The sequence below is a fragment of the Clostridioides sp. ZZV14-6387 genome, assembly GCF_020657835.1.
Taxonomy (GTDB): Bacteria; Bacillota; Clostridia; order Peptostreptococcales; family Peptostreptococcaceae; genus Clostridioides; species Clostridioides difficile_A.
In genome coordinates, this window is record NZ_JAGWCW010000025.1 from 39,048 (window position 1) to 63,256 (window position 24,209).

The following is a 24,209-nucleotide window of genomic DNA, read 5'->3' on the forward strand; positions in this document are numbered from 1 at the left end:
ACTGAGATGAAAAAGGCTTTTGAGAAATTGAATTTAAGAGATTATGGAGTATTGCTAGGTTTTTTGGCTTTATGTATAGCCATAAGCATTGCAACTCCATCATTTTTAGGTAAGCAAAATATACTTAATCTTTTACGACAATCTTCTATAATTGGAATAATTTCAGCAGGTATGACTTTTGTTATAATATCTGGCAACTTTGATATATCAGTTGGAGCAGTAGCAGCTCTTGCAGGTGCTATAACAATGAAATTTGCAACTGGTGGAACTAACTTGCTTGTATCTATGTTTTTAGGTATAGCAATTTGTGCAGTAATAGGATTAATCAATGGGATAGTAGTTGCCAAGATAAATGTACCATCGTTAATAGCCACTATGGCTATGGTCACTATTGTAAGAGGATTACTATTGATGCTTACAGGAGGATATCCAATTACTGAAAATATACCAATACTTGATTACATTGGAAATGGATACTTGTTTAATATACCAATACCAGTAGTAATTTTCTTTATAGTAGTGTTAGTTTCATTTATTGTACTTAATAAAACTAAGTTTGGTAGATATGTTTATTCTGTAGGGGGAAATCAAGAAGCAAGTAAACTTAATGGTATAAATGTAGACTCTCATAAAATAAAAGTATTTATTATTAATGCTATACTTGCAGGGATAGCTGGTATTGTACTAACTGGAAGACTTGGGACTGCAACTGCAATTGCAGGCGAAGGGTATGATATGGATGCAATTGCATCTGTAGTAATAGGAGGTACGTCAGTAGCAGGAGGATCTGGCTCTGTACTTAAAACTGTTATAGGTGTGTTACTTATGAGTGTTATAAACAACAGTTTTAACCTTCTTGGAATAGATGTATATTTCCAATACATATTTAAAGGATTAATAATTTTAGCAGCAGTTGGATTTGATTCTTATAGCAAGAAGAAGCTTGCTTCAAGATAAAAAATAAGGAGGGATTTTTTTATGAAAAAATTAATGAAACATTTAGCATTGTTGCTATCACTTGTTATGATATTTGGTTTGGTTGGTTGTTCAAATGGTGGTGACAAAGAAAAAAATGGAGAAAAGAAAATAGCAGTATTACTACCAGGTTCAACGGGTTACTTTGTAGCAACTAAACAAGGTATAGATGCAAAATCTAAAGAATTAGGTGTAAATGTAGAATATGCAGATGCTCAATGGGATGCTAGTAAACAATTGTCACAAGCTGAAGATTTTATGGCTAAAGGTGTAGATATGATTGCATTGTGTGGAGTTGATTCTGCTGTGAGCGAGAGAATAGTTAAAGCTGCTAATGATTCAGAGGTTCCTATAATAGCATTTACAAATTCTATAGGAAGTAACCCAACAGGAGAATTCAAAGGTTTAGTTACATATATAGGACAAAATGAGGAAGAGACAGGAGCTTTAACAGGTAAAATTGCTAAAAACTTGTTAGGAGAAGCTGGTGGAAAAGCTGTGTTAATAGAAGGTGTTCCAGGGACTACTCCACAAGTATTAAGAAAAAAAGGTCTTGAAAAAGAATTAAAAGATAGCAATATACAAATAATTTATAATCAAACTTCAAATTGGGAAAAAGAACAAGCTTTAAAAGTAACAGAAGACTTAATTCAAAAGAAAACTGATTTTAATGTTATAATATGCCAAGATGATAACTCTGCTACAGGAGCAGGACAAGCCTTAAAGGATGCTGGTCTTAAAGATAAAGTTAAAGTTATAGGTTTGGGTGGAAGTAAAGATGGATTAAAAGCTATAACTGATGGATTAATAGATGGAACAACATATATGTCTGCAGTGCAAGAAGGAGCATTAGTTGTAGAAAAAGCGTCTAAGATTTTAAAAGGTGAAAAAGTAGAACCTGTTACACAAATTAAGCAAGTTGAAGTTAACAAGGATAACATTTCAGAATTTAAAGGTGAGTGGTAAAAGATAGTAAATAAAATTTGTAGAGTTACTTTATATAGTTTCTAAAGTAACTCTTTTTTTGTGGACTTAGTTATAGATTGTTGGATAGTATTTCTAAACAAATAAAAAATTAATATAAACAAAGACTTAATTATACTAAATTATAAGTCAAATTAATATAAACTTTTGTAAAAAAGGAAAACGTCTAAGGTGTTGGAATGACTGTGTTATATACATAGGTTTAAAAAAACATAAAAAAACATAAAAAAATTGTTGAAAAAAACATAAAAATTTTGTATAATTAAAGATTCGAAAAGTGCGGTATACAAAGCCATTTCTTTTGTATATAATATATATAAATTAAGAAAAAGGAAGGGATATGTATGGCCAGGCGGTTATTTTTAGAAAGGATTGGACTTATATTTTTAGGTTCAGCAATATTGGCATTTGGAGTTTACAATTTTTATTATTTAAACAACATAACAGAAGGTGGAGTGTTAGGTATTTTACTACTGCTAAAAAATTTATTCAATATACAGCCAGCAATAGCAAATGTTGTAATAGATGGTTTACTACTTTTAGTAGGATATAAATTTTTCGGTAAAAAATTCCTTATATATTCAATAGTAGCTTCTATAACTTTTTCAGTGTTATATGATTTATTTGAAGCTATAGGACCTCTGGTACCACAATCACAAAATATGCTTTTATCAACTGTTTTGGCAGGTGTAACTGTTGGAACTGGTGTAGGTATAGTAGTAAAAGCAGGTTGTGCATCAGGAGGAGACGATGCTTTAGCATTAGTAATTTCTAAGACTACATCTTTGAACATAGGGCAAGTTTATTTAGCAACAGATGTTATTGTATTGTTGTTATCATTATTTTATCTATCAGCATTTGATATATTTTATTCTTTGATTGCTGTTACAATTAGTGGTAAAGTAATTGATTTTATTTATTATCATGGCAAAAGTTTAGATATGGATATAAGTAATGACATAGTTCCAGAATGTTAATATAAATTAAATAACATTAGCTTTTATTAAAGATGGCAAATTTGCCATCTTTTTTTGCGTTTATATATTTGTAGTAGGTATTTCTTAATCGAGATTTTTATAAATTTAGGATAAGAAATTGTATTGAAATTGCTAGGAATACGGTTGCTAGATGTATATTTTAAAAACTCAATTTTATATTTATGAAATACTAATCAGTAACAGATGTTTCTTAATCCTATCTTTATACCTAAAATGATAAGATAAATGAAGTAGCAATACAAAACTAAAATTTGTAAAAGAAATTAAAGTAAATGGAGGAGTTAAAATGTTGGATATAGTTATGATAGCATTGTTACTCATAGGATTTATTTCCATGAAGTTGCTTGCTGACTGGTGTGGGAAACAAACAGAAAAAAAATAATGTAATGTATGGAGGGATTACCTATGTGGTTTCTGGCAGTTGTAATTATAATGTTAATAATATATTTGGTGTATGCGCTTATTAATCCTGAAAAATTTTAAACAGTATAAGGCTAATAAGTAAGCTGAATTGGGGGGAACAATTTTTATGGTGCAGATAGTAATAGTGTTAGCGATTTTTATGATTTTAGTAATACCTATGGGCAAGTATTTATACCATATAGCTACTAATCAAAAAACATTTGGAGATAGACTGTTTGATAAAGTAGACAATTGTATATATAAGGTATGTAGTATAGATAAGAAAAAAGAAATGAACTGGAAACAGTATGCCTTAGCTTTAGTATTTACAAATGCAGCTATGGTATTTATAGGATATATCATACTTAGAACTCAAAGTATGCATATCTTTAATCCAAGTGGAATTAAAGGTATGGAACAAGGTTTATCATTTAATACAATAATAAGTTTTATGACAAATACAAACCTTCAACATTATTCAGGTGAATCAGGTCTTTCATATTTTAGTCAGATGACAGTAATAATATACATGATGTTTACATCAGCAGCAACAGGATATTCAGCAGCTATGGCATTTGTAAGAGGTTTGGTTGGCAAAAAGAAAACATTGGGAAATTTTTATGTAGATTTAATTAGAATAACAACAAGAGTACTTTTACCAGGAGCTTTAATTGTTGGAATTATATTAGTTACACAAGGAGTACCACAAACTTTTGCTGGAACAGAAACAGTGACTACTATAGAAGGAAAGCTTCAAGATATAGCTAGAGGGCCTGTAGCAGCTCTTGAATCAATTAAACATTTAGGAACAAATGGTGGTGGATTCTTTGGTTCAAATTCATCACACCCATTTGAAAATCCAACTATTATATCAAATATAGTAGAAATGTTGTCTATGATGATATTACCAGGAGCTTGTGTTGTTGCATTTGGGCATATGATAAAGAATAAAAAACAAGGTTGGGTTGTGTTTGGTGCAATGTCAATCATATTTTTAATAGGTCTAGTAGTTTGTTTTAAAGCAGAGAGTGCAGGAAATCCTATTTTATCACAATTAGGACTTAGTCAAAGTATGGGAAGTATGGAAGGTAAGGAAGTTAGATTTGGTATAGCACAGTCTGCATTATTTACAACAGTAACTACTTCGTTTACAACAGGTACAGTTAATAATATGCATGATACCTTAACTCCTTTAGGAGGTTTAGTACCACTTTTGAATATGATGTTAAATGTCGTGTTTGGTGGTAAAGGTGTAGGTCTTATGAATATGTTGATGTACGCTATAATAGCAGTATTTTTATGTGGATTGATGGTAGGAAGAACTCCAGAATTTTTGACTAAGAAAATAGAAGGAAAAGAAATGAAGCTTATTGCTTTACTTATTATACTACATCCACTTTTGATACTTATGTTTTCTGGTCTTTCAGTTGCAGTACCAGCAGGGCTTGAAGGAATTTCAAATCCTGGATTCCATGGATTATCACAAGTATTATATGAATTTGCATCTTCAGCAGCTAATAATGGTTCAGGATTTGAAGGTCTAGGAGATAATACTATGTTTTGGAATATAACAACAGGCATAGTTATGTTCTTTGGAAGATATGTATCTATTATAATACTACTTGCGATATCAAGTTTATTGGCATCTAAAAAAGCTGTAAGTGAAAGTATAGGAACACTTAGAACAGATAATTTCACATTTACAATAATTTTAGTACTGGTTGTTTTAATTGTTGGTGCTTTAACATTTTTCCCAGCCTTAGCGCTTGGACCTATTTCAGAGCATCTAGTGTTATGGCACTAAAAAATTGGGAGGGAGTAAAGTTTTATGGAAACTAAAAAAACAAAGTTTATTACAAAAGATATATTCAAAACTTCCATTATAGAAGCTTTTAAAAAGTTAAATCCTAAATATATGATGAAAAATCCAGTTATGTTTGTTGTAGAGATTGGATTTATAGTAACATTGATACTTACAATAATACCTAGCTTGTTTGGTGATGAAGGTAATAATTTAAGAGCATATAATGGGATTGTGACAATAATATTATTTATAACAGTTCTTTTTGCGAATTTTGCTGAAGCTGTAGCTGAAGGTAGAGGAAAAGCCCAAGCAGATACATTGAAGAAAACTAGAAAAGACACAGTAGCAAGGGTTTTCGATAAGCTAGGAAATGAAAAAATGATAAGTGCAAGTGAATTAAAACTTGGCGATATTGTTTTGGTAAATGCAGGAGAAGTTATTCCAAATGATGGAGAAGTTATAGAAGGAATAGCTTCTGTGGATGAATCAGCAATAACTGGAGAATCCGCACCTGTTATGAGGGAATCTGGTGGAGATTTTGCTTCTGTTACAGGAGGTACTACAGTTGTAAGTGACTGGTTAAAAATAAAAATAACAACAAAACCAGGAGAATCGTTTTTAGATAAAATGATAGCTCTTGTGGAAGGTGCTTCAAGACAAAAAACACCAAATGAGATTGCCTTAAATACCTTGTTAGTAGGGTTAACACTTATATTTATGGTTGTTTTAATCTCTCTTTATCCAATGGCAAATTATGCAGGTGTAAAGATTCCAATTTCTACTATGGTAGCACTTTTGGTTTGCTTAATACCAACTACTATAGGAGGCCTATTGTCAGCCATTGGTATTGCAGGTATGGATAGAGTAACTAGATTCAATGTAATTGCAATGTCAGGAAAAGCAGTAGAAGCTTGTGGTGATGTTGATACTATGATTTTAGATAAGACAGGTACCATTACTTATGGAAATAGACTTGCGTCAGAATTTATAGCAGTTGGAAATGCAGATTCAAAAGATTTAATAAATTATTCTGTTATGTGTTCATTAAAAGATGATACACCAGAAGGAAAGTCTATAGTTGATTTAGGTGTGAAATTAGGTTCAACAGGTAAAACAAAAGAGGCAGCTGAAGCTGAATTCATAGAGTTTTCTGCACAGACTAGAATGAGTGGAATTAATTTAGCTGATGGTAGAGCTATAAGAAAAGGTGCTTATGATAGTATAATAAAACGAGTAAAAGAATCTGGTGGGGTAGTACCAGAAGATTTAGAAGAAAATGTAAACAGAGTGGCTAAATTAGGAGGAACACCTTTAGTAGTGTGTGTGGATAATGAGATATATGGGATTATCTACTTAAAGGATACTGTAAAATCAGGGCTTGTAGAAAGGTTTGCTAGACTTCGTGAGATAGGAATAAAGACAATAATGTGCACAGGGGATAATCCCTTGACAGCAGCTACAATTGCAAGAGAAGCTGGAGTAGATGGATTTATTGCAGAATGTAAACCAGAAGATAAAATAGATGCTATAAAGAAAGAACAATTAGAAGGTAAAATAGTAGCTATGACAGGTGATGGAACAAATGATGCTCCTGCACTTGCTCAGGCGGATGTAGGTCTTGCTATGAACAGTGGTACAACATCTGCAAAAGAAGCAGCAAATATGGTAGATTTAGATTCAGACCCAACTAAGATATTAGAAGTTGTTGAAATAGGAAAACAACTTTTGATAACTCGTGGAGCTTTGACAACTTTTAGTATAGCAAATGATGTTGCAAAATATTTTGCAATTATACCAGCTATATTTACTCTTGCGATACCTCAGATGGAGATATTAAATATAATGAAACTTTCTACATCATTTAGTGCGATATTATCAGCTTTAATATTTAATGCTATAATAATCCCTTGTTTAATACCTCTTGCAATGAAAGGTGTAAAATATAGACCTATGAAGTCACAAGCTATGTTAATGAGAAACATGATTATATTTGGTCTTGGTGGGGTTATAGTACCATTTTTAGGAATAAAATTAATTGATTTATTAATTACACCTTTAGTAATGGTTCTTAATTTAGGTTAATAAATGGAGGATATAAAAATGAAAACATTAAAACCAGCATTGCTTGTAAGTCTTGTATTGTTAGTTGTTTGTGGACTTGTATATCCACTTGCTTTAACAGGTGTAAGTCAAGTTGCATTTAGAGATAAAGCTAATGGAAGTATGATAGAAGTAAATGGTGTAAAAGTAGGTTCAGAACTTATTGGTCAAAACTTTACAGATGCAAGGTTCTTTAAGGGAAGAGTATCATCAATAAACTATAATACTTATACAAAAGAAGATTTAATACCAGATAAAGATGGAAATACATCTTATGGAGGTGTTTCATCAGGTTCTTTTAACTATGGAGCAACAAATCCAGAACTTCATGATAGAGTACAAAAAGATATAGAAAAATTTTTAAAGGATAATCCAACTATTAAAAAAGAGGATATACCAACAGACTTGCTTACAGCATCAGGTTCAGGACTTGACCCTAATGTAAGTCCAGCTTCTGCAAAAGTTCAGATACCTGCTGTAGCAAAAGCATCAGGAATATCAGAGAGTAAATTGCAAAAAATTGTAGATGATAATACTTCTAAAAAACTTTTTGGAGTATTAGGTGAAGATAGGGTAAATGTGTTAAAGGTTAATGTAGAGATTGCAAAGATATTAGGTCTTATATAGTATTTTGTAGAGGTTCTATAGCAAAGTACTGCGTATGGCTTAGTTTAAAGCTTTATATTTAAAAGGTGAAAATCGATAATGATTTTCACTTTTTTTGTTTGAACATTACTAATATTTGGAATAAAACGATTGTAAGTATAAAATCCAAAAAAAGGTTGCATTATCAAAATGATAATACTATAATATATTTATCGTTATCAATTTGATAATAGATTTAGACATATAGGAGGAAGTAGTATGTTATATAATAACGCATTAGAGTTGATAGGAAACACACCTGTAGTAAGGTTGAACAATTTAGGATGTACTAACGGGTGTTCTAACATATATGTAAAACTAGAAAAAGTAAATCCAGCAGGAAGTATAAAAGATAGAGCAGTGTATGAAATGCTAGAAGGATTAGAGAAAAGAGGAGAATTAAAAAAAGGAGATGTATTAGTAGAAGCAACTAGTGGAAATACTGGTATTGCATTATCTATGATAGGAAAATTAAAAGGATATGAAGTAGTAATAGTAATGCCTGAGACTATGAGTGTTGAGAGACGAGATTTGATGAAGGCTTATGGAGCAAACTTGGTACTTACAGATGGAAAAGCTGGTATGGCAGGTTCCATAGAAAAAGCAAATGAGCTTTTAAGAGAAAATCCAAACTATAAGAGTTTAAAGCAATTTGAAAATAAAGATAATCCAAACGCACATTATAAAACAACAGCAGTTGAAATTATGAATGATGTTAAAGATTTAGATATATTTGTATGTGGAGTTGGAACTGGGGGTACTTTAATAGGAACTGCGAGATATTTAAAGGAGCAAAATCCAAATATAAAAATAATCGCGCTTGAACCAAAAAAATCTCCAGCTATATCAGAAAACAAAACTGGACCTCATAAAATACAAGGAATAGGAGCTAATTTTGTTCCTGAAAATTATGATTCCAGTGTAGTTGATGAAGTAATATTAGTAGATGATGAAGATGCATTTGACACAGTTAAATTACTTGCAGCAAAAGAGGGAATTCTGGTAGGTATATCTTCTGGAGCTAATATATTTGGTGCTATAGAAATGGCGAAAAAATATCCAGATAAAAAGATAGTAACAGTAGCTCCAGATGGAGTAGATAAGTATATGTCCATGGGACTATTTTAAAAATTTTATTTTAGGGAGTGAATACTTTGTTTAAGAAAATAAATAAAGATATTGAATATATAATGAAAAATGACCCAGCAGCTAGATCTAAAGTAGAAGTCTTTTTACTTTATCCATCAGTACATGCAATGATAATGCATAGGATGGCTCATGCTCTTTATAAGAAAAAGATGCTTTTTACAGCAAGATTAATATCTCAGATATCCAGATTTATGACTGGTATAGAAATACATCCTGGAGCTAAAATGGGAGAAGGTATATTAATAGACCATGGAATGGGTGTTGTAATTGGAGAAACAGCAGAAGTAGGTAACAGAGTAACAATATATCAAGGAGCTACTTTAGGAGGCACAGGAAAGGATACTGGAAAGAGACATCCAACTGTTGGTGATGATGTATTGATTGGAGCTGGAACAAAAATACTAGGACCTTTAAATGTTGGTTCTAATTCAAAAATTGGCGCAAATTCAGTTGTTGTCAAGGATGTACCTAATGGAGCAACCGTTGTTGGAATACCTGCAAAAATAGTAAAAATAAGAAATTTAGAACCTGTAAAAAAGAATAAAAAAGAAGTGTCCTATGAGTATGATGAGTTAGATAATGTGTATTATATATAGATTTGATATGACTATAAAATAAATTTTATGAAAATTATTTTAAAAGGTATTTTTTTCAAATCTGAGGACATAATAAAAAAGAACTAAATGTTAAAGTTTTGGTTCATAAATCTTTGACAAATAAGATTTTAAATTTGTAGCGTTTAGGAGGATTTTATTATGAAAGCAGATGTTAATCAAGATACTTGTATAGGTTGTGGATTATGTCCATCAATATGTCCAGAAGTATTTGATATGAATGATGATGGTAAATCACATGTTATAGTTGATGAAATACCAAGTGATGCTGAAGAATCAGCAAAAGAAGCTAGAGAAAGCTGTCCAGTTGATGCAATAGATGTGCATTAATAAAATAAATGCCTATAAAAATTGAATTTTCGATTTTTATAGGCATTTTTCTTTTATTGGGTTAAAATTTCAAATCCTGTTTCTGTAATTAAAACCATACATTCCCATTGAGCAGATAATTTACCATCTTCTGTATAGATAGTCCAATTATTTTCTTCATCAACAAAAATTTCATGAGTACCCTCATTTACCATTGGCTCTATTGTAAATATCATTCCAGGAACTAATAACATTTCAGTTCCTTTTTTAGATACATAACTTACAAATGGGTCTTCATGGAAGCTTAATCCAACTCCATGGCCACCAATTTCTCTGACAACAGAGTATCCATTTTCTTGAGCATAGGAGTTAATAGCATCACCTATATCACCCAAGAATCCCCAGGGTTTAGTAGCCTCAAGACCTTTTTGAACACATTCTTTAGTGACCTCTACTAATTTTCTTGCATTTTCTTTAACATTTCCTATCATAAACATTCTTGAAGCATCTGAGTAGTATCCATTAAAAATAGTAGAAACATCTACATTGATAATATCTCCATCTTTTAAAATAATATCTTTACTAGGAATACCATGACAAACTTCATTGTTTATAGATGTACATACACTCTTAGGAAATCCATTATAGTCTAAAGGAGCAGGAATAGCTCCATTTTGTAGTGTAAAGTCATGGACTAATTTATTTATATCTTCTGTAGACATTCCAATTTCAATTTTATCTGAAATATAATCTAAAATTTTTGTATTTATTACTGCACTTTTTTTTATTTCTTCAATTTGCGTTGGATTTTTTATAATGTCATGGGTTGGCACAATATGACCTAACCTTGCAAATGAATCTATTTTATTATCCATATCCATATGGCATTTTTTATATTTTTTAGTACTTCCACACCAACAACTATCATTTCTATTCAACTTCATAGCTCTTCATCCTTTTTCTATTATTTATTTAAATTATGGGTCACATAAACTATTTTAAAACATAGCCACCATAAATATTATAACATAAATAATAAAAATCTTTTAATGATAGCACTTTATTAAAAATATAAATTGTATCATTGTGTCATTATTGATAAAGAGAATATAGTTAAATGTATTATTGGAAGTTAGAGTATTTAATATTCTAATTCAAGCTGTTCAAGAAAATCATATGTTAAAGGACAATTTTCTTTTAAAGTATTTCTTGAAACATCATCGAGATAGTAGTGTACAAATGATTCTGCAAAAAATTCTTCTATAAACTTACTAATGTAGGCATGTGCAACTTGTTTTGGGTCGTAAAGTTTATATCTTTCTTGAGCAAATATTTCCATAAATTCCTCTGAACTCGATTTTTTGTTTAAAACATTTTTATCTATAGCATGTGCAGTCTCATGTAGTTCTAAATTTTTAGCTGAATGTACATTTGCATAACTAGGATTACTGTAGCCTATTTTAACTACTATAGAATTGTTTCTATATATACCAGGAACATCTTTCCAAGTTTTACCTGATTTTACCCAGCATGGTGGTAATTGATGCTTTAAATCTTTAAATTCTGGCTCATCAGTTAAGTTTGAATTTATCAATTTTATTTTTATATCCTTTTCTTTAAGTGTTTGCAAATACTTAATATTTATATTTGCAAGCCTATTTTTTATATTTTCGACTTCATCTTTATCATAGTCTAAATCGTTTGGAAGTATAAGCATTTGTTCAATTATGCCTAGGTTATTTTCTTTTATATCTTCATCTTTTTCACCAAATTCAGATTGAAGAGTATCATTTTCATATATAGTTATGTTTGTACTGTTTTCCATAGTATAAGAGTGGATATTTTCTAAATCTAAAATATTCATTTGATGTAAAATATTTTTTGTTTCACCACTCCAAAATACTAAAGAAAGTGAATTAAAGTCAATCAAAGGATTTTCTTTTAGTTTTGTCTCAGTACTTATATCAACATCAAATACATATTCAATACAGTCTTCTATACTAAGAACATCTGTATTCTTTTTAATGTATAAATATGCTTGTTTTAATTCTATATAAATGTCATCTAAAGATTCGTCATAAAATTCTGATAAATTTTTGCTGAAGAGTTCTTCACTTAAAAGTTCATTTTTATCAGTTATACTTTCGATTAAAGTGTTAATTTCTTTTATCATATCAGAGATACTTATTTTTCTATTTGCTTTTTCATTAGATACATTGCATGGCGCAAGAGCAATGCAATAAAAATCTTTTTCTTTTTTGTAAAAGGCTTTAAGTGATTTTGACAAAAGTGTAAAATCCACACCTATCTGTAGATTAACTTTAATTAATTCCTTTTGAGTTAATTTAGTATTATTGCTTTTAGCTATAATTAAATTGTTTTCCATAATCATTGCCCCCTTTTTATTAGAGTATCATAATTTTTTTATATGTGTCAATTTATTTTTTTGAAAATTATAATTTTTTTGAAAATTTTATTTTTTATAATTTGTGAATTTTTTGTTACAAAAATAAATACGTTATTATTATGTCAAAATTTAGCGTTAGACTTATATAGAATAGATTTTATACACATGTATTAGATAAAATTAGTCCTAAGAAGATTGCATATGCAAAATACATGCCATTTCATCAATTTTATAATATAATGTTTATATATTTAATAAGGATGTGATTTGAAATGTATTTTACATATATTATAAGATGTAAAGATGACTCTCTATATACTGGATATACCAGTAATATAATCAGAAGAATGAATGAACATAAGTCGGGAATTAATTCAAAATATACAAGAGCAAAAGGATTTAAAAAACTAGAAGTTTATTTTGTAACCAACACGAAAAGTAATGCAATGAAATTGGAATGTTATATAAAGAAATTAACTAGAAATAAAAAATTATATATAATAAAAAATCCAGAAACGTTTATAGATTCAATTAATAATAAAGATGCTTATCTTGTTGGAAAAGAAATAGAACAATTAATGTAAACATTAATATTATAATAAGTGTATATTATGTAAAAACTTGACAATAAATACTATTGTACTATAATGAAGTTATAAATATAATAAATTAAAGTAGCTAGGGGAGCCAAGAGCTGAGAGGTATACCGACCCTTACACCTGATCTGGATAATACCAGCGTAGGAAAGCTTAGTATAAAACTTAAGTGTATATTATTTACTATATATGCGATTTCTAAGCTATACCTATTGTAGGTATAGCTTTTTTAATTAAGTTATTTAAATTAAACTTTAGGAGGGAATAAATGAGTAATTATAAAATACCAACACTTACAATAGCTGGGTCAGATTCATCTGGAGGAGCTGGAATTCAAGCTGATTTGAAGACTTTTAGTGCAATTGGTACTTATGGTATGAGTGTAATAACAGCCATAACAGCACAAAACACTCAAGGGGTTCTTGCAGTAGAAGATTTAAGTAAGGACATAATAAAAAAACAGATAGAGGCAGTATTTGAAGATATACCTCCAAAAGCTGTAAAAATAGGAATGGTTTCAAGTCCTGAGATTATACTTGAAATAGTTGAAAATATAAAGAAATACAATCCAAAATATTTGGTAGTAGACCCAGTAATGATATCTAAAAGTGGATATTATTTATTAAAGCCAGAAGCAAAAGAAAATTTAATTAAATACTTGATGCCACTTGCATACATAATTACACCAAACATCCCAGAGGCAGAAGAAATCACAGGAATAAAAATAAATAATATAGATGATATGAATAGAGTAGGAAAAGAAATACTAAAGCTTGGTCCTAAGTTTGTCCTTATGAAAGGAGGACATTTAGATGGAGAAGCAGTTGATATTTTAGTTGGTAAAAATATGTTTAAAGTTTATAAAAGTGAAAGAATTGATAAAAAAAATACACATGGAACAGGATGTACATTATCTTCTGCAATAACCTCTTATTTAGCTTTAGGTTATGAAATAACAGAAGCAGTAAATTTAGGCAAAATCTATATAACAGAGGCAATAAAAAATAGTTTTGATATAGGTCATGGAGTAGGACCAGTGCATCATTTTTATAAATTTGAATAATAAAAAATTGTTGGAGGTAGACTATGTATAATTTAATTGAAGATGTAAAAGAATCAAATCCACTGGTAATTCATTACACTAATAATGTAACTATAAATGATTGTGCTAATGTAACCTTAGCCATAGGAGCAAGTCCTCTTATGAGTTTTTCATATGAAGAAGTAGAAGAAATGGTGAGTATAGCGAACTCTGTAGTAATAAATATAGGAACAATGAATTCAAATATGTTAGATTTATTTTTATTAGCAGGAAAAGCGGCAAATAAGTACAATAAACCTGTTATATTAGACCCAGTTGGAGTATTTGCAAGTAAAGCTAGGGCAGAACTTACAAGCAAACTTTTGAATGAAGTCAAATTTAATGTAGTTAAGGGTAATATGGCAGAAATAAAGTTTATAGGTGGTTTTGATGTAAGGGGAAAAGGTGTAGATTCATTTGATGAAGAAGAAGACTCCACTGATATAATAAGAAAAGTTTCTGAAAAACTTGAATGTATCGTAGTAGCAACTGGAAAAATAGATATAATAACAAATGGTAAAGATACATATAAAATAAACAATGGAACTGATAAATTAAAAGGCATTACAGGAACGGGATGTATGACTGCTAGTTTAATTGCGAGTTTTATGGCTGTTACTGAGAATACATTAGAAGCAGCTACAATGGGTGTTCTTACGATGTCTTTAAGTGGAGAGTTGGCAAATTTAGACAATCCACCAATAGGAACATTTAAAGAAAATCTTATGAACACTATTTATAAAATGAATATAGATACTTTAAGCAAAAATTCTAATATTGAATTTTTAAACGAATAAGGCTTTAAGAGGAGACTTAAAATGATAGATAAAGAAAACTTAAAAAAAGACTTAAAATTATATTTAGTAACTGATTCTGAAATGCTTGAAGGTAGAGATTTCTATAAGTGTATCGAAGATGCAATAGCTTCTGGAATCACAACCGTACAACTTAGAGAAAAAAATGCTCCTGGGAGAGAGTTTTTAAAAAAAGCTATGAAACTTAGAGAAATAACTAAAAGATATGGAGTTAAGTTTATAATAAATGACAGAGTTGACATAGCACTTATCTGTGATGCAGATGGAGTACATGTAGGTCAAAGTGATATTGATGCGAGAGAAGTTAGAAAGCTTATAGGAGATGATAAGATACTAGGAGTATCAGCAAGAACTTTAGAAGAAGCTATATGTGCAAAAAATGATGGAGCGGATTATTTAGGTATAGGGTCTATATTTACAACATCTACTAAATTGGATGCAAAATCAGCTTCATTTGAAACTGTCAAAGAAATTAAAGAAAAGGTAGATATACCATTTGTACTAATTGGAGGCATAAAACTAGACAATGTAGATAAACTTAAGAGCTTAGACAGTGATGGATATGCTATAATCTCTGCAATATTAAAGGCTAAGGACATATCTAAAGAAGTGGAAAAATGGACATTAAAAATATAAAATTAGTTCTAATAGTGTAAAAAATGGAAAAATTTGATATAATTTAAGAGTGAAATTTAAAAAGTTATAAATGATAAACTTTTCTACATATACTTTTTAATCAAGATATATGTAGATTTGATTAAAAGGAGTTATGAATGATTAGGATATTGTTAGTATGTGTTGGAGGTATGTCTTCTACTCTATTGGTAAATAAAATGGAGAAAGATGCAAAAAAAAGAAATATAGATTGTAGAATATGGGCAATTGGAGAGGGAAATATAAAATCAGAACTTGATAATTTTGATATTTTACTTCTTGGACCACAGCTTAGATTTATGTTTGATGATGTAAAATCTATAGTAGGAGATAGAGCTCCAGTATCTGTAATAGATATGGTGAACTATGGAACTTGTAATGGACACGCTGTGTTAAATTCAGTTTTAGAAATATTAAAATAAAGCATCTAAAGTGAACTCTATATAATAGAGTTCACTTTTTATTATAGATTAGTAAATTAACTTACCATTTCCTTTTTTAGCCTCCACATAGCAAGTGAGAAACTTGCACAGCATAATATTAAGAATAGTAGAATAACAGGTAATATATCTCCAATAAGAATATTCTGACCAAATATTAAACTACGTAAAGCATTAATAACATGAGTAAATGGATTGAGCATAACGGCTATTTTTAATCCTCCAGATAAGTTTTCTATAGGGAAAAGAGCTGAGCTTAAAAAGAAAATAGGAAGTACAATTGCAGTCATAATTGTTTCATAAATTATTTCATTTGGTAACAATAGACTTATAGAATATGCTAGACTTGATAAAAAAAATGCAGTCATAAATATTAGTACTATCATAAGCATAATTCCTCCAATACCAGATTCTATCTTTACTGAGAAGAATATACTTACTACACATAAAATAGTCACTTCTAAGAAAGAAACTAAGATAGCTTCTAGTAATTGACCAAAAACAATTGAATATCTACTAATCGGTGCAATCAAAACCCTATAGAAACTTCCACTGTTCTTCATTATGAAGTTGATGATACCACCACTACTACATGAGGAAAATACAACTAGTATAATAATACCTGGTAGTATAAAAGCGGTATAATTACTAATATTCATATTATTCATAGTTTGATTTGCAATAGAGCTATAAAGTACAAGCCAAAGAAAAGGTTGTAATATAGTAACTATAAATGATATTGGATTTTTAAAACGCCATTTCATACTACGCCATAAGATATTTAACATTTCCATTCCTCCTTTAAGCCTTTTTTAGAACTTGTTAATGCTAAAAAAACATCTTCAAGACTTGGTTCTACAATTTCTATTGCATCAAATTTTATGTCATGTTCTAAAAGCCACTTATTTATTGAAGTAAAAGCAACTCTACTATCCTGTACACTTATAAAAATAGAATTTTCTCTTATACTCATAAACTTGACCAATCCAGTATTTTTAATTTCATCTTTATATTTTTTTATATCTTTTATATCATGAAAAACTATACGCAGTATATTTTGTCTAATGTAACTACGTAAACTGGATGGCGTTCCATGTGCCAAATCTTTTCCATTTTTCATAATACAAATGCTATCACTCAATTGTTCAGCTTCTTCAAGATAATGAGTAGTTAGAAATATAGTTGTGCCATATTCATCTCTAATTTTTAATAACATATCCCACATAGCTTTTCTTGAATCTACATCCATACCAACAGTTGGTTCATCCAGAAATAGAATCTTAGGAGATGATACCATATTCATAGCTATATCTAATCTACGCTTTACTCCACCAGAATATGATGAAGTGGGATATTTTAAGTAGTTAGATAACTCAAATTTATCAATTAAAGATTCTATTCTTTGTTTTGCAATTTGTGGTTCTACTTTATACATCTTGCTTTGAAATACCATATTTTCCATAAGAGACAGGTGTTCATCAATAGAGACTTGTTGTGCTACACAAGCAATTTGAGTACGTATCCAAGAAGGATTATCTACTAAATCTTTTCCAAAGACTGTTACATTTCCAGATGTAGGTTTATAAAAGGTGGTCAAAATGTTGATAAGAGAAGATTTACCAGCTCCATTAGGACCAAGTAAAGAAAAAATCTCTCCAGCATTTACATTAAAACTTAGACCATTTAAAGCTTTTACACCATTTTTATACTCTTTTACTAAATTGTCTATTTTAATCGCTAGCATATGTTATTCCTCCTCTTTAAGTGGAAATATGATTTCTGTAATATATTTATCTGGATTTCCTTTTATCAGCATACCTGGTCCTTTAATGAATACTTCTCTCCAAGGAGTTTGTATTTCTATATTATTTTCATGAATATATTTAAATATCATTTCATACGTTTTTGGCAAATTACTATAGGCTCCTATGTGAGTAAAAAACAAAGCTTTTGTTTTAGGAAATTCTTTTATGGTTACACCAATACGATTTGGAGTTTCTGAAGTCGGAACACATAGTTCCATTTCTCCAATACCAGTTTTTTGGTCAACATTATAGTAGCAAAAGAAAGGAGCTCCATTAGATTTTCCTTTTATAGATTTAAATACATTTGGAAAGTATTTTGTTGCTTCAGTCATAGGGCCATTATAACGCATAGTAGCTACTGTGACTGGTTCAATATTTTTAATTTCAATTTTATAACTCATTTGTTTACCTCCTAATATATACCAATATTCTTATTAGATTTTTAATTGTTAATACATATAAAACTTTTAAATGATTGATAACATATAATCTTATCTCATTCACTTGTTTTCAAGTCTAACATAACATAAAATATATATCCTCTCATTTGATGCTCCATTTTGTAAAGTTATAATTCAAGCTTTACTTTTAATGTCTTAATAAATTAAAATAAAATGTAAATTATAAAAATGTGTTTACAAACTAAGTGTATTAATCGTATAATACACTTAGTAGAATATTAAATAAAATACGAGCTAAAGGTGTATTTTTTTAAAGCAAGTGTACTAACGTATTAATACACTAGAATAGGAGGAAGCATGAATTTTGAACTAGATAATACAACACCCATTTATTTGCAGATAATAAAATATATAAAAAGACAAATAGTAATTGGAGCTTTGAGACCAGGAGAGACGATACCATCGAGAAGAGAAATGGCACTTAATCTAAAAGTAAATCTAAATACTGTTCAAAGAGCATATAAGGAGATGGGTGATATGAATATAATAAATACTTTTAAAAACTATCAAAGTAGTGTAACAGTTGATGAAGATATACTAAAAAACTTAAAATTAGAGTTGATAAATGAATCTTTATCTATTTTTATAGAAAATATGAAAGCAATAAAGGTTACTAAAGAGGAAGTTTTAAAGATAATAGAAGAAGAATACTAGTCTTTTAACAATTATAAAACTTAATTAAAAAAATTTATTGTACAAGCATATTAAATATGGAGGGTACTAATTATGATAGAAGTAAAAAATGTCAGTAAAACATATAAAAGGATGCAAGGTCTTAAAATAAGAAAGATAGATGCTTTAAAGAATGTAAGTTTCAATATAGAAAAAGGTAAAATAACTGCATTACTTGGGATAAATGGTGTTGGTAAATCAACAATGTTAAAAGCAATAGCAGGTCTTATAAATATTGATAGTGGAGAGATTCGTATAGATGGAGAAAAAATAAATGAAAAGATATATAATAAATTAGCATTTGTTCCAGATGTAGAATCTCACTTTAGTAATACGACAATAAAAGAAACCTTTGAATTTATGGAGATTTTTTATCCAAAATGGAATAAAGAGAAGTCAAAAGAAATGATGAACATATTCAAATTAGATGAAGATGAAATAATAGATAATTTATCAAAAGGAAATATTGCAAGAGTAAAATTAATTCTTGGATTTTGCCAAGACCCAGAATATATACTACTTGATGAACCATTTACAGGAATTGATTTATTTAAGAGGGAAGAATTTATAGGAGTAATAGCACAATATATGGAGGAAAATCAGGCTATTATCATTACTACTCATGAAATAGTAGAAATAGAAAGTTTAGTTGATGAGGTTGTAATTCTTGATGAAGGTAATGTTATAACTTCATTTAATGCAGAGGAATTAAGAGAAATAGAAGGTAAATCTATATTAGATAAGATGAGGGAGGTATATAAGAATGAATAAACTTCTATATCTAATAAATGTAGATTTAAGAAGAAGTAATAAATTTTACATAGCTTATATATCATTTTTTTCATTAATTACGCTTAGTTTAAATTTATATGAAATGAATAAACTTAAGAATTCTAAATTTATTCTAAACTTAGCAGTAGAGAATTTTGGTGGTATATTTTATGGAATAGGGATACTTAGTAATATTAGATTTATCCAACATATTCTACTCTTTGGGATGTTGGGAATGTTTGTATACTATGTTTTTATGTGGAAAAGAGAGTTTTTTTCCAAAAATCAAAGTATTTACACTCTTATGATGCTACCTCAGAATAAGTTTAAGATTTGCATATCTAAGTCAATTGCTTTGATAACAATGATATATGGTTTTTTGATAAGTCAGATAGCGACATTGTTTGTATGTAAGTGTATATTTAATTTTATCTTTAAAAATGTGCCAATAATAAAGGTGCCTTTTGTGCAAGATTTATATTATTCAACTTTGAGGAGTATACCTGTTGATTTTATATCTTTCATGGTAATTTATGTATTTTTATTACTTATAGCCATTTCTCTTGTAAATTGTTGCATATTATTTATATTTTCTTATATAAATAAGTTTTATGTGCTTTTAGTTACTTTTGTAGTTCTAATAGGTCTATATTTTTCAACAGTATATATAAATATAATCAATTTATTTAGGAAATATTATGTGTTCATTGGAACACAATTTAATACTTTAGTAGCTGGTGTGCTAAGTTTTTTAATTATAATGTTTATTCTAAATGGAATATCTTATTTACTAATTAAAAAGAAAGTATCTCTTTAGGAGGGGTGGTATGAAATTAAAATCTAAAGCACCTATACTTATTATATTTTTGACCTTAGTAATATATTTTAGTATAGGTTTATTAAATAATGAAGACAATTTGAAGATAAAAACTATAAAAGGTGACCCAGATGAATTAGACTATATAAACATAAAGTTTGGATATGATTTTAATGGATATATAAATTCATATTATACAATAAATGGAAGTAATAAAATTAAAAAGACTGAATTAGTAAAACCACAAAAAGAGAGTGAGAGTATAAATAATTTAATTGATGTATCTAGTGGTTCCGATTTAATTACTCATGTTGGTTTTGAAATGAATGATAATTCAAAAGATATAAATTTTGTTATAGATGAGAAAAAAGAAGATTTGGATAAAGGAGTATTTGCATCTGAAGGAAGTGATAAAGACATTGAATATGAAAAATTAGATATGAATAATTTTAAAAGAACAAAATATAAGGTAGATAAAAGTACTGATGATTATTATACAAAGGTACTATCATCAAAAAGATATAAAAAAGACTTATATGTGTCTGTATTTTATGGTGCGATAGGCGATTCGTCAGAAATCAATAAAAAAGGCTTAAGCACCATAGATATAATAAAAATTAACCCAAAAAATAAAAAAATACAGACGGTAAAAAGTATAAATTTAAGTAATTATTTTTTTGAAAAATACTCAGATGTTGATACTATTCGTGTAGGTTATGCTAGTAAAGGACAAGATAAAATGTATATTTTAATAGAAGTATTAAAGGCAGATATGGATGGTAATAGTAACTCTGAAATTACTTTACTTGAGCATTTACTTGAGTATAATGTTGAAGAAAATAAAGATAAAATAATAGAATTAAAAACTGATGATAGAATGAATAATTTAGTAAAAGCAAGTCTAAAAGATAATAAATTATATATGGTAATGTCAAATGATTATGATGACAGTCCAGGCACAAAGTTAAGTTTATTTACCTATAATGTGCTTGATAACAGCATGGATGAAGATAAGTATGTTTTAGAGGACAAAGAAAAAAGAGGTATTAAAAATGTTGAAATTGACTCAAATAAAATCATTGTATATACATCAAAACTAGACCCTGTGTTACCTTGGGATGATAAATTTATGTTGTATATAATAAATAAAAACTCTAAGGAAATAGTATACGAAGGAAAATTACAGTTTAACACTTCAAATAGTAATTTAGAATTTGAAATAAAGTAGGTGAATTAATGAAAGATTTAATGAAATTATTCGAATTTGAATTAAAAAGAAATATAAAAAATTATATACTTATAATTATTTGTTGCTGTTCTTTTGTAATTTTAAATATAGTAAAGAATTTAAATGACTATAATTATATAATAGAAAATGCAGTTAAAGATGAGCAATTAACGAAAGTAGGAAATACAATAGAAACAATAAATTTTACAGGTTTCTCAAGCTTTAGAAATATAATGAGTTCTACAGAAGCATGGTTTATGTTTGGTATAATTGCATGTATTTGCTATGCTTTTTTTATTTGGTATAGGGATTTTGATGGTAAAAGTAAATCTATATATACACTTATAATGCTTCCAAAAAATAGAATTAATATTTATACATCTAAGTTATTAAATATATTATTTCTAGTGTATAGTTACACAATAATATTTACAATAATTTTATTTGTTTTAAATAAATTATTACCTAATTATATGCTTGGAAATATTGCAAGCTACGGTTTTGTGCAAGATACAATATATAAGTTAAAAATGTTACTTCCATATAGTTTTAAAATACTATTTGTGGAGTATATATTTTTACTGATAGGATTTGTGTCTGTAGTGTTTACATCAATTCTTATAAATAAATCTATTTATAAACTAAGAACTTTAATAAGTTTCATGTTTTTAGCTTTGGAGATTTTAGTATTTATAATCTCTGTGGAATTTGTTATACCTTATGAATATAGTAATATATTTATTATCCTGTATTCAAGTATAAACATATTTATATGTAGTTTTATATCCAATAAACTTTTGAAACAGAAGATTGATTTTTAGGGGGTGTATTATGAAAGAAAAAAATATAGGAAAATATACAATATGTTTTATAATAGTGTGTTTATTGATGATTATAATGACTTCAATATTGAGTTATTTTAATAAGGACAAACTATCTGTAAATACTTTAAATGGTAATATAAAAGATATAGGAAAAGTAAGTTTAGTATATACACCTAATATAAATAAATTTTCTTATGAAGAGGTAATTGTAAGTAAGAATGGAATAAAAAATGATACAAGTCCTAAATCAAGAATTGGAAATGATTATTTGAATATCGATAAAAAATACAGTGATTTTATTAATAATAAAGGATATGAATTTGTATATAAAGATGATTTAAATATAGGAGAAGCATATACCTATATTAAGCCTACTTTGGGACAAGAGAATAATAATTTAAATGATTGTATAAAGATTTCAAATAAAAATTTAAAAAATGGTGTAGAAGAAAGTTTTGATATTAGTTTAAAACAATCTGATTTTAAAAAAAATAGTTGGCAAACTGTGTTTAATAAAATATATAAAGGAAACTTATATATGGTAGTTAGTGAAACTAATCTTTCAGGCTCTAAAGTCAATAATATTTGCATATTAAAGATAGATATAAAAGATAAGTCTTATAAATTATTAAATAGATTTGATTTAAACTTACATAATGACTATAAACAAAGTATACATGAAATTAAATTTTCTATAGGAAGCAAAATCTATTTGGAAATGGTAAGTAATAAGAGTACAAACGGAGATATTGAAGGGCATGATAATTATTCTAACCTTATTATATATGATATAGAAGATGATACTTTTAATATTAGTAATAAATTTATGGATAATCTAAATCAAGAAAAAAATGCAAATTCAAAAGAAATAGGTTTATTAAGCAAAACGAAGTTAGATTATATTGTTAAGAACAATAAGTTAAATCTTATAGCTACAGATAGGAGTAATTTTGTAATCAATCTTGTTTATGATATCAACTCAAATGATATTAAGCTAGAGGATTATGAGATACTTGATTTTAAAGTAGATTATAGTGATACATCATCTGGAATTAGGAAAGTTAAGTTATTAGATGATAAGATATATTCTATTTCAAGCATAAAAGATACTCTATCAGGAGGAAGAAAGGGAAGTAAAGAGGTTTTTGATGTAATTGGAACGAAACCAGTAAAATTTCAGGTATTCGATAAGAAACTTAAAAAGACATTATATGAAGCTGAGCTAATAAATGGAGATGTAAATATACACGATAAGTTATTTTTTGTTGCAAATTAGATGATATTATTAATTACATTTCTTTAGATTGATATATATTTGCTATATATTAAATAGAAATAAGATGGGATAATCTTTGATTATTTCGTCTTATTTTTAAATTTAATATAAAGGTGCTTTTTAATATTTTTTTATATTGTATATCATCATTTAACTTGTATTTAATTTACTTAGATTTGAAATAGGATGAGTATAGTGGTAAAATTAATTATTAGAATATTAAAAATAATAAATAAATAATACATTATACTTAAAAAGGGGGAGCACTTTAAAATGAACAAAAAATATATTAAAGCAGGAAATCTAATTGATTAAAAAATAGCTACGCACACTTGTGACTTTAGTCGTGAGTTAGTAGCTAAAATAGTCAGCATATAGGGAA

Annotated in this window: 26 protein-coding genes and 1 riboswitch; of the genes, 21 read left to right on the top strand and 5 right to left on the bottom strand. The window is 28.2% G+C overall.

Annotated elements, in window-relative coordinates; genetic code table 11:
• Nucleotides 1–6: 6 nt before the first annotated feature.
• The 10 genes from KGF38_RS14925 to KGF38_RS14970 all read left to right on the top strand — a co-directional run bounded on the left by KGF38_RS14925 (nucleotide 7) and on the right by KGF38_RS14970 (nucleotide 10,001).
• The gene (locus KGF38_RS14925) at nucleotides 7–957 is read left to right on the top strand and encodes an ABC transporter permease (protein WP_054270075.1); all 951 of its coding nucleotides are present in this window, start codon (nucleotides 7–9) and stop codon (nucleotides 955–957) included.
• A 21-nt stretch (nucleotides 958–978) separates the two neighbouring features.
• Entirely contained in the window at nucleotides 979–1,941 is a 963-nt protein-coding gene (locus KGF38_RS14930) for a sugar ABC transporter substrate-binding protein (protein WP_054270076.1), read from the top strand.
• A 362-nt stretch (nucleotides 1,942–2,303) separates the two neighbouring features.
• Nucleotides 2,304–2,936 (top strand): YitT family protein, encoded by a 633-nt coding sequence (locus KGF38_RS14935; RefSeq protein WP_021384339.1) that lies wholly within the window; start codon nucleotides 2,304–2,306, stop codon nucleotides 2,934–2,936.
• A gap of 426 nt (nucleotides 2,937–3,362) precedes the next feature.
• Nucleotides 3,363–3,440, top strand: coding sequence for a K(+)-transporting ATPase subunit F (gene kdpF, locus KGF38_RS20610; RefSeq protein WP_100852713.1), 78 nt, complete (start codon nucleotides 3,363–3,365; stop codon nucleotides 3,438–3,440).
• A 46-nt stretch (nucleotides 3,441–3,486) separates the two neighbouring features.
• The gene (kdpA, locus tag KGF38_RS14945; protein WP_054270077.1) at nucleotides 3,487–5,163 is read left to right on the top strand and encodes a potassium-transporting ATPase subunit KdpA; all 1,677 of its coding nucleotides are present in this window, start codon (nucleotides 3,487–3,489) and stop codon (nucleotides 5,161–5,163) included.
• 24 nt (nucleotides 5,164–5,187) lie between these two features.
• Nucleotides 5,188–7,245, top strand: a complete 2,058-nt coding sequence (kdpB, locus tag KGF38_RS14950) for a potassium-transporting ATPase subunit KdpB (RefSeq protein ID WP_054270078.1) — start codon at nucleotides 5,188–5,190, stop codon at nucleotides 7,243–7,245.
• Between the two features lie 18 nt (nucleotides 7,246–7,263).
• Nucleotides 7,264–7,890 carry a K(+)-transporting ATPase subunit C gene (locus KGF38_RS14955; RefSeq protein WP_054276552.1) on the top strand — a complete coding sequence of 209 codons (627 nt, stop codon included), beginning with the start codon at nucleotides 7,264–7,266 and terminating at the stop codon, nucleotides 7,888–7,890.
• A 237-nt stretch (nucleotides 7,891–8,127) separates the two neighbouring features.
• Complete coding sequence (cysK, locus tag KGF38_RS14960) at nucleotides 8,128–9,036, top strand: cysteine synthase A (RefSeq protein ID WP_074179034.1); 909 nt, start codon at nucleotides 8,128–8,130, stop codon at nucleotides 9,034–9,036.
• 26 nt (nucleotides 9,037–9,062) lie between these two features.
• On the top strand, nucleotides 9,063–9,653 hold the full coding sequence (epsC, locus tag KGF38_RS14965; protein ID WP_074179035.1) for a serine O-acetyltransferase EpsC: 591 nt from the start codon (nucleotides 9,063–9,065) through the stop codon (nucleotides 9,651–9,653).
• 159 nt (nucleotides 9,654–9,812) lie between these two features.
• A complete protein-coding gene (locus KGF38_RS14970; protein ID WP_021384372.1) occupies nucleotides 9,813–10,001 on the top strand; it encodes a ferredoxin in 189 nt (62 codons plus the stop codon).
• Between the two features lie 53 nt (nucleotides 10,002–10,054).
• Here KGF38_RS14970 and KGF38_RS14975 read toward each other — a convergent pair whose 3' ends face one another.
• Together KGF38_RS14975 and KGF38_RS14980 are read right to left on the bottom strand one after the other, a co-directional pair.
• Nucleotides 10,055–10,924 (bottom strand): methionyl aminopeptidase, encoded by an 870-nt coding sequence (locus tag KGF38_RS14975; protein ID WP_054276554.1) that lies wholly within the window; start codon nucleotides 10,922–10,924, stop codon nucleotides 10,055–10,057.
• Between the two features lie 197 nt (nucleotides 10,925–11,121).
• On the bottom strand, nucleotides 11,122–12,366 hold the full coding sequence (locus KGF38_RS14980; protein ID WP_176702484.1) for an anthrax toxin lethal factor-related metalloendopeptidase: 1,245 nt from the start codon (nucleotides 12,364–12,366) through the stop codon (nucleotides 11,122–11,124).
• 293 nt (nucleotides 12,367–12,659) lie between these two features.
• On the opposite strand from KGF38_RS14980, the gene KGF38_RS14985 reads away from it, so the two are divergent.
• From KGF38_RS14985 to KGF38_RS15005, 5 genes are all read left to right on the top strand, one after another.
• The gene (locus KGF38_RS14985) at nucleotides 12,660–12,971 is read left to right on the top strand and encodes a GIY-YIG nuclease family protein (RefSeq protein WP_074179037.1); all 312 of its coding nucleotides are present in this window, start codon (nucleotides 12,660–12,662) and stop codon (nucleotides 12,969–12,971) included.
• A gap of 86 nt (nucleotides 12,972–13,057) precedes the next feature.
• A riboswitch (TPP riboswitch) is annotated at nucleotides 13,058–13,150 on the top strand.
• A gap of 101 nt (nucleotides 13,151–13,251) precedes the next feature.
• Nucleotides 13,252–14,046 (top strand): bifunctional hydroxymethylpyrimidine kinase/phosphomethylpyrimidine kinase, encoded by a 795-nt coding sequence (thiD, locus tag KGF38_RS14990; RefSeq protein ID WP_054270084.1) that lies wholly within the window; start codon nucleotides 13,252–13,254, stop codon nucleotides 14,044–14,046.
• A gap of 23 nt (nucleotides 14,047–14,069) precedes the next feature.
• A complete protein-coding gene (gene thiM, locus KGF38_RS14995) occupies nucleotides 14,070–14,861 on the top strand; it encodes a hydroxyethylthiazole kinase (RefSeq protein ID WP_074179038.1) in 792 nt (263 codons plus the stop codon).
• 21 nt (nucleotides 14,862–14,882) lie between these two features.
• Entirely contained in the window at nucleotides 14,883–15,515 is a 633-nt protein-coding gene (thiE, locus tag KGF38_RS15000) for a thiamine phosphate synthase (RefSeq protein WP_054270086.1), read from the top strand.
• A gap of 137 nt (nucleotides 15,516–15,652) precedes the next feature.
• Nucleotides 15,653–15,955 carry a PTS sugar transporter subunit IIB gene (locus KGF38_RS15005; RefSeq protein ID WP_074179039.1) on the top strand — a complete coding sequence of 101 codons (303 nt, stop codon included), beginning with the start codon at nucleotides 15,653–15,655 and terminating at the stop codon, nucleotides 15,953–15,955.
• A gap of 56 nt (nucleotides 15,956–16,011) precedes the next feature.
• On the opposite strand, the gene KGF38_RS15010 is transcribed toward KGF38_RS15005, so the two are convergent.
• The 3 genes from KGF38_RS15010 to KGF38_RS15020 are packed head-to-tail and all read right to left on the bottom strand — an operon-like array spanning nucleotide 16,012 to nucleotide 18,179.
• Nucleotides 16,012–16,761, bottom strand: a complete 750-nt coding sequence (locus tag KGF38_RS15010) for an ABC transporter permease (RefSeq protein WP_207644665.1) — start codon at nucleotides 16,759–16,761, stop codon at nucleotides 16,012–16,014.
• On the bottom strand, nucleotides 16,755–17,717 hold the full coding sequence (locus tag KGF38_RS15015) for an ATP-binding cassette domain-containing protein (protein ID WP_074179041.1): 963 nt from the start codon (nucleotides 17,715–17,717) through the stop codon (nucleotides 16,755–16,757). Before KGF38_RS15015 ends, KGF38_RS15010 begins: the two co-directional genes overlap by 7 nt.
• Nucleotides 17,718–17,720: 3 nt before the next feature.
• The gene (locus KGF38_RS15020) at nucleotides 17,721–18,179 is read right to left on the bottom strand and encodes a GyrI-like domain-containing protein (protein WP_054270090.1); all 459 of its coding nucleotides are present in this window, start codon (nucleotides 18,177–18,179) and stop codon (nucleotides 17,721–17,723) included.
• A 357-nt stretch (nucleotides 18,180–18,536) separates the two neighbouring features.
• Here KGF38_RS15020 and KGF38_RS15025 point away from each other — a divergent pair, with 357 nt between their 5' ends.
• From KGF38_RS15025 to KGF38_RS15050, 6 genes are all read left to right on the top strand, one after another.
• Nucleotides 18,537–18,893: a GntR family transcriptional regulator gene (locus KGF38_RS15025; RefSeq protein ID WP_054270091.1), complete on the top strand. Its 357-nt coding sequence runs from the start codon at nucleotides 18,537–18,539 to the stop codon at nucleotides 18,891–18,893.
• Nucleotides 18,894–18,965: 72 nt separating this feature from the next.
• Nucleotides 18,966–19,682 (top strand): ABC transporter ATP-binding protein, encoded by a 717-nt coding sequence (locus KGF38_RS15030; protein WP_054270092.1) that lies wholly within the window; start codon nucleotides 18,966–18,968, stop codon nucleotides 19,680–19,682.
• The gene (locus tag KGF38_RS15035) at nucleotides 19,675–20,499 is read left to right on the top strand and encodes an ABC transporter permease (RefSeq protein ID WP_074179042.1); all 825 of its coding nucleotides are present in this window, start codon (nucleotides 19,675–19,677) and stop codon (nucleotides 20,497–20,499) included. Before KGF38_RS15030 ends, KGF38_RS15035 begins: the two co-directional genes overlap by 8 nt.
• A gap of 10 nt (nucleotides 20,500–20,509) precedes the next feature.
• The gene (locus tag KGF38_RS15040; protein WP_074179043.1) at nucleotides 20,510–21,727 is read left to right on the top strand and encodes a hypothetical protein; all 1,218 of its coding nucleotides are present in this window, start codon (nucleotides 20,510–20,512) and stop codon (nucleotides 21,725–21,727) included.
• Between the two features lie 8 nt (nucleotides 21,728–21,735).
• Nucleotides 21,736–22,548: a hypothetical protein gene (locus KGF38_RS15045; protein ID WP_054270095.1), complete on the top strand. Its 813-nt coding sequence runs from the start codon at nucleotides 21,736–21,738 to the stop codon at nucleotides 22,546–22,548.
• A gap of 10 nt (nucleotides 22,549–22,558) precedes the next feature.
• Nucleotides 22,559–23,827 carry a hypothetical protein gene (locus KGF38_RS15050; protein WP_074179044.1) on the top strand — a complete coding sequence of 423 codons (1,269 nt, stop codon included), beginning with the start codon at nucleotides 22,559–22,561 and terminating at the stop codon, nucleotides 23,825–23,827.
• The last annotated feature ends 382 nt before the right edge of the window (nucleotides 23,828–24,209 follow it).

What these genes read in the sequence shown, in the direction of transcription:
- KGF38_RS14925 (WP_054270075.1), top strand. Translation starts at nt 7, where the DNA reads ATGAAAAAGGCTTTTGAGAAATTGAATTTAAGAGATTATGGAGTATTG.
- KGF38_RS14930 (WP_054270076.1), top strand. Translation starts at nt 979, where the DNA reads ATGAAAAAATTAATGAAACATTTAGCATTGTTGCTATCACTTGTTATG.
- KGF38_RS14935 (WP_021384339.1), top strand. Translation starts at nt 2,304, where the DNA reads ATGGCCAGGCGGTTATTTTTAGAAAGGATTGGACTTATATTTTTAGGT.
- kdpF (WP_100852713.1), top strand. Translation starts at nt 3,363, where the DNA reads ATGTGGTTTCTGGCAGTTGTAATTATAATGTTAATAATATATTTGGTG.
- kdpA (WP_054270077.1), top strand. Translation starts at nt 3,487, where the DNA reads ATGGTGCAGATAGTAATAGTGTTAGCGATTTTTATGATTTTAGTAATA.
- kdpB (WP_054270078.1), top strand. Translation starts at nt 5,188, where the DNA reads ATGGAAACTAAAAAAACAAAGTTTATTACAAAAGATATATTCAAAACT.
- KGF38_RS14955 (WP_054276552.1), top strand. Translation starts at nt 7,264, where the DNA reads ATGAAAACATTAAAACCAGCATTGCTTGTAAGTCTTGTATTGTTAGTT.
- cysK (WP_074179034.1), top strand. Translation starts at nt 8,128, where the DNA reads ATGTTATATAATAACGCATTAGAGTTGATAGGAAACACACCTGTAGTA.
- KGF38_RS14970 (WP_021384372.1), top strand. Translation starts at nt 9,813, where the DNA reads ATGAAAGCAGATGTTAATCAAGATACTTGTATAGGTTGTGGATTATGT.
- KGF38_RS14975 (WP_054276554.1), bottom strand. Translation starts at nt 10,924, where the DNA reads ATGAAGTTGAATAGAAATGATAGTTGTTGGTGTGGAAGTACTAAAAAA.
- KGF38_RS14980 (WP_176702484.1), bottom strand. Translation starts at nt 12,366, where the DNA reads ATGGAAAACAATTTAATTATAGCTAAAAGCAATAATACTAAATTAACT.
- KGF38_RS14985 (WP_074179037.1), top strand. Translation starts at nt 12,660, where the DNA reads ATGTATTTTACATATATTATAAGATGTAAAGATGACTCTCTATATACT.
- thiD (WP_054270084.1), top strand. Translation starts at nt 13,252, where the DNA reads ATGAGTAATTATAAAATACCAACACTTACAATAGCTGGGTCAGATTCA.
- thiM (WP_074179038.1), top strand. Translation starts at nt 14,070, where the DNA reads ATGTATAATTTAATTGAAGATGTAAAAGAATCAAATCCACTGGTAATT.
- thiE (WP_054270086.1), top strand. Translation starts at nt 14,883, where the DNA reads ATGATAGATAAAGAAAACTTAAAAAAAGACTTAAAATTATATTTAGTA.
- KGF38_RS15005 (WP_074179039.1), top strand. Translation starts at nt 15,653, where the DNA reads ATGATTAGGATATTGTTAGTATGTGTTGGAGGTATGTCTTCTACTCTA.
- KGF38_RS15010 (WP_207644665.1), bottom strand. Translation starts at nt 16,761, where the DNA reads ATGTTAAATATCTTATGGCGTAGTATGAAATGGCGTTTTAAAAATCCA.
- KGF38_RS15015 (WP_074179041.1), bottom strand. Translation starts at nt 17,717, where the DNA reads ATGCTAGCGATTAAAATAGACAATTTAGTAAAAGAGTATAAAAATGGT.
- KGF38_RS15020 (WP_054270090.1), bottom strand. Translation starts at nt 18,179, where the DNA reads ATGAGTTATAAAATTGAAATTAAAAATATTGAACCAGTCACAGTAGCT.
- KGF38_RS15025 (WP_054270091.1), top strand. Translation starts at nt 18,537, where the DNA reads ATGAATTTTGAACTAGATAATACAACACCCATTTATTTGCAGATAATA.
- KGF38_RS15030 (WP_054270092.1), top strand. Translation starts at nt 18,966, where the DNA reads ATGATAGAAGTAAAAAATGTCAGTAAAACATATAAAAGGATGCAAGGT.
- KGF38_RS15035 (WP_074179042.1), top strand. Translation starts at nt 19,675, where the DNA reads ATGAATAAACTTCTATATCTAATAAATGTAGATTTAAGAAGAAGTAAT.
- KGF38_RS15040 (WP_074179043.1), top strand. Translation starts at nt 20,510, where the DNA reads ATGAAATTAAAATCTAAAGCACCTATACTTATTATATTTTTGACCTTA.
- KGF38_RS15045 (WP_054270095.1), top strand. Translation starts at nt 21,736, where the DNA reads ATGAAAGATTTAATGAAATTATTCGAATTTGAATTAAAAAGAAATATA.
- KGF38_RS15050 (WP_074179044.1), top strand. Translation starts at nt 22,559, where the DNA reads ATGAAAGAAAAAAATATAGGAAAATATACAATATGTTTTATAATAGTG.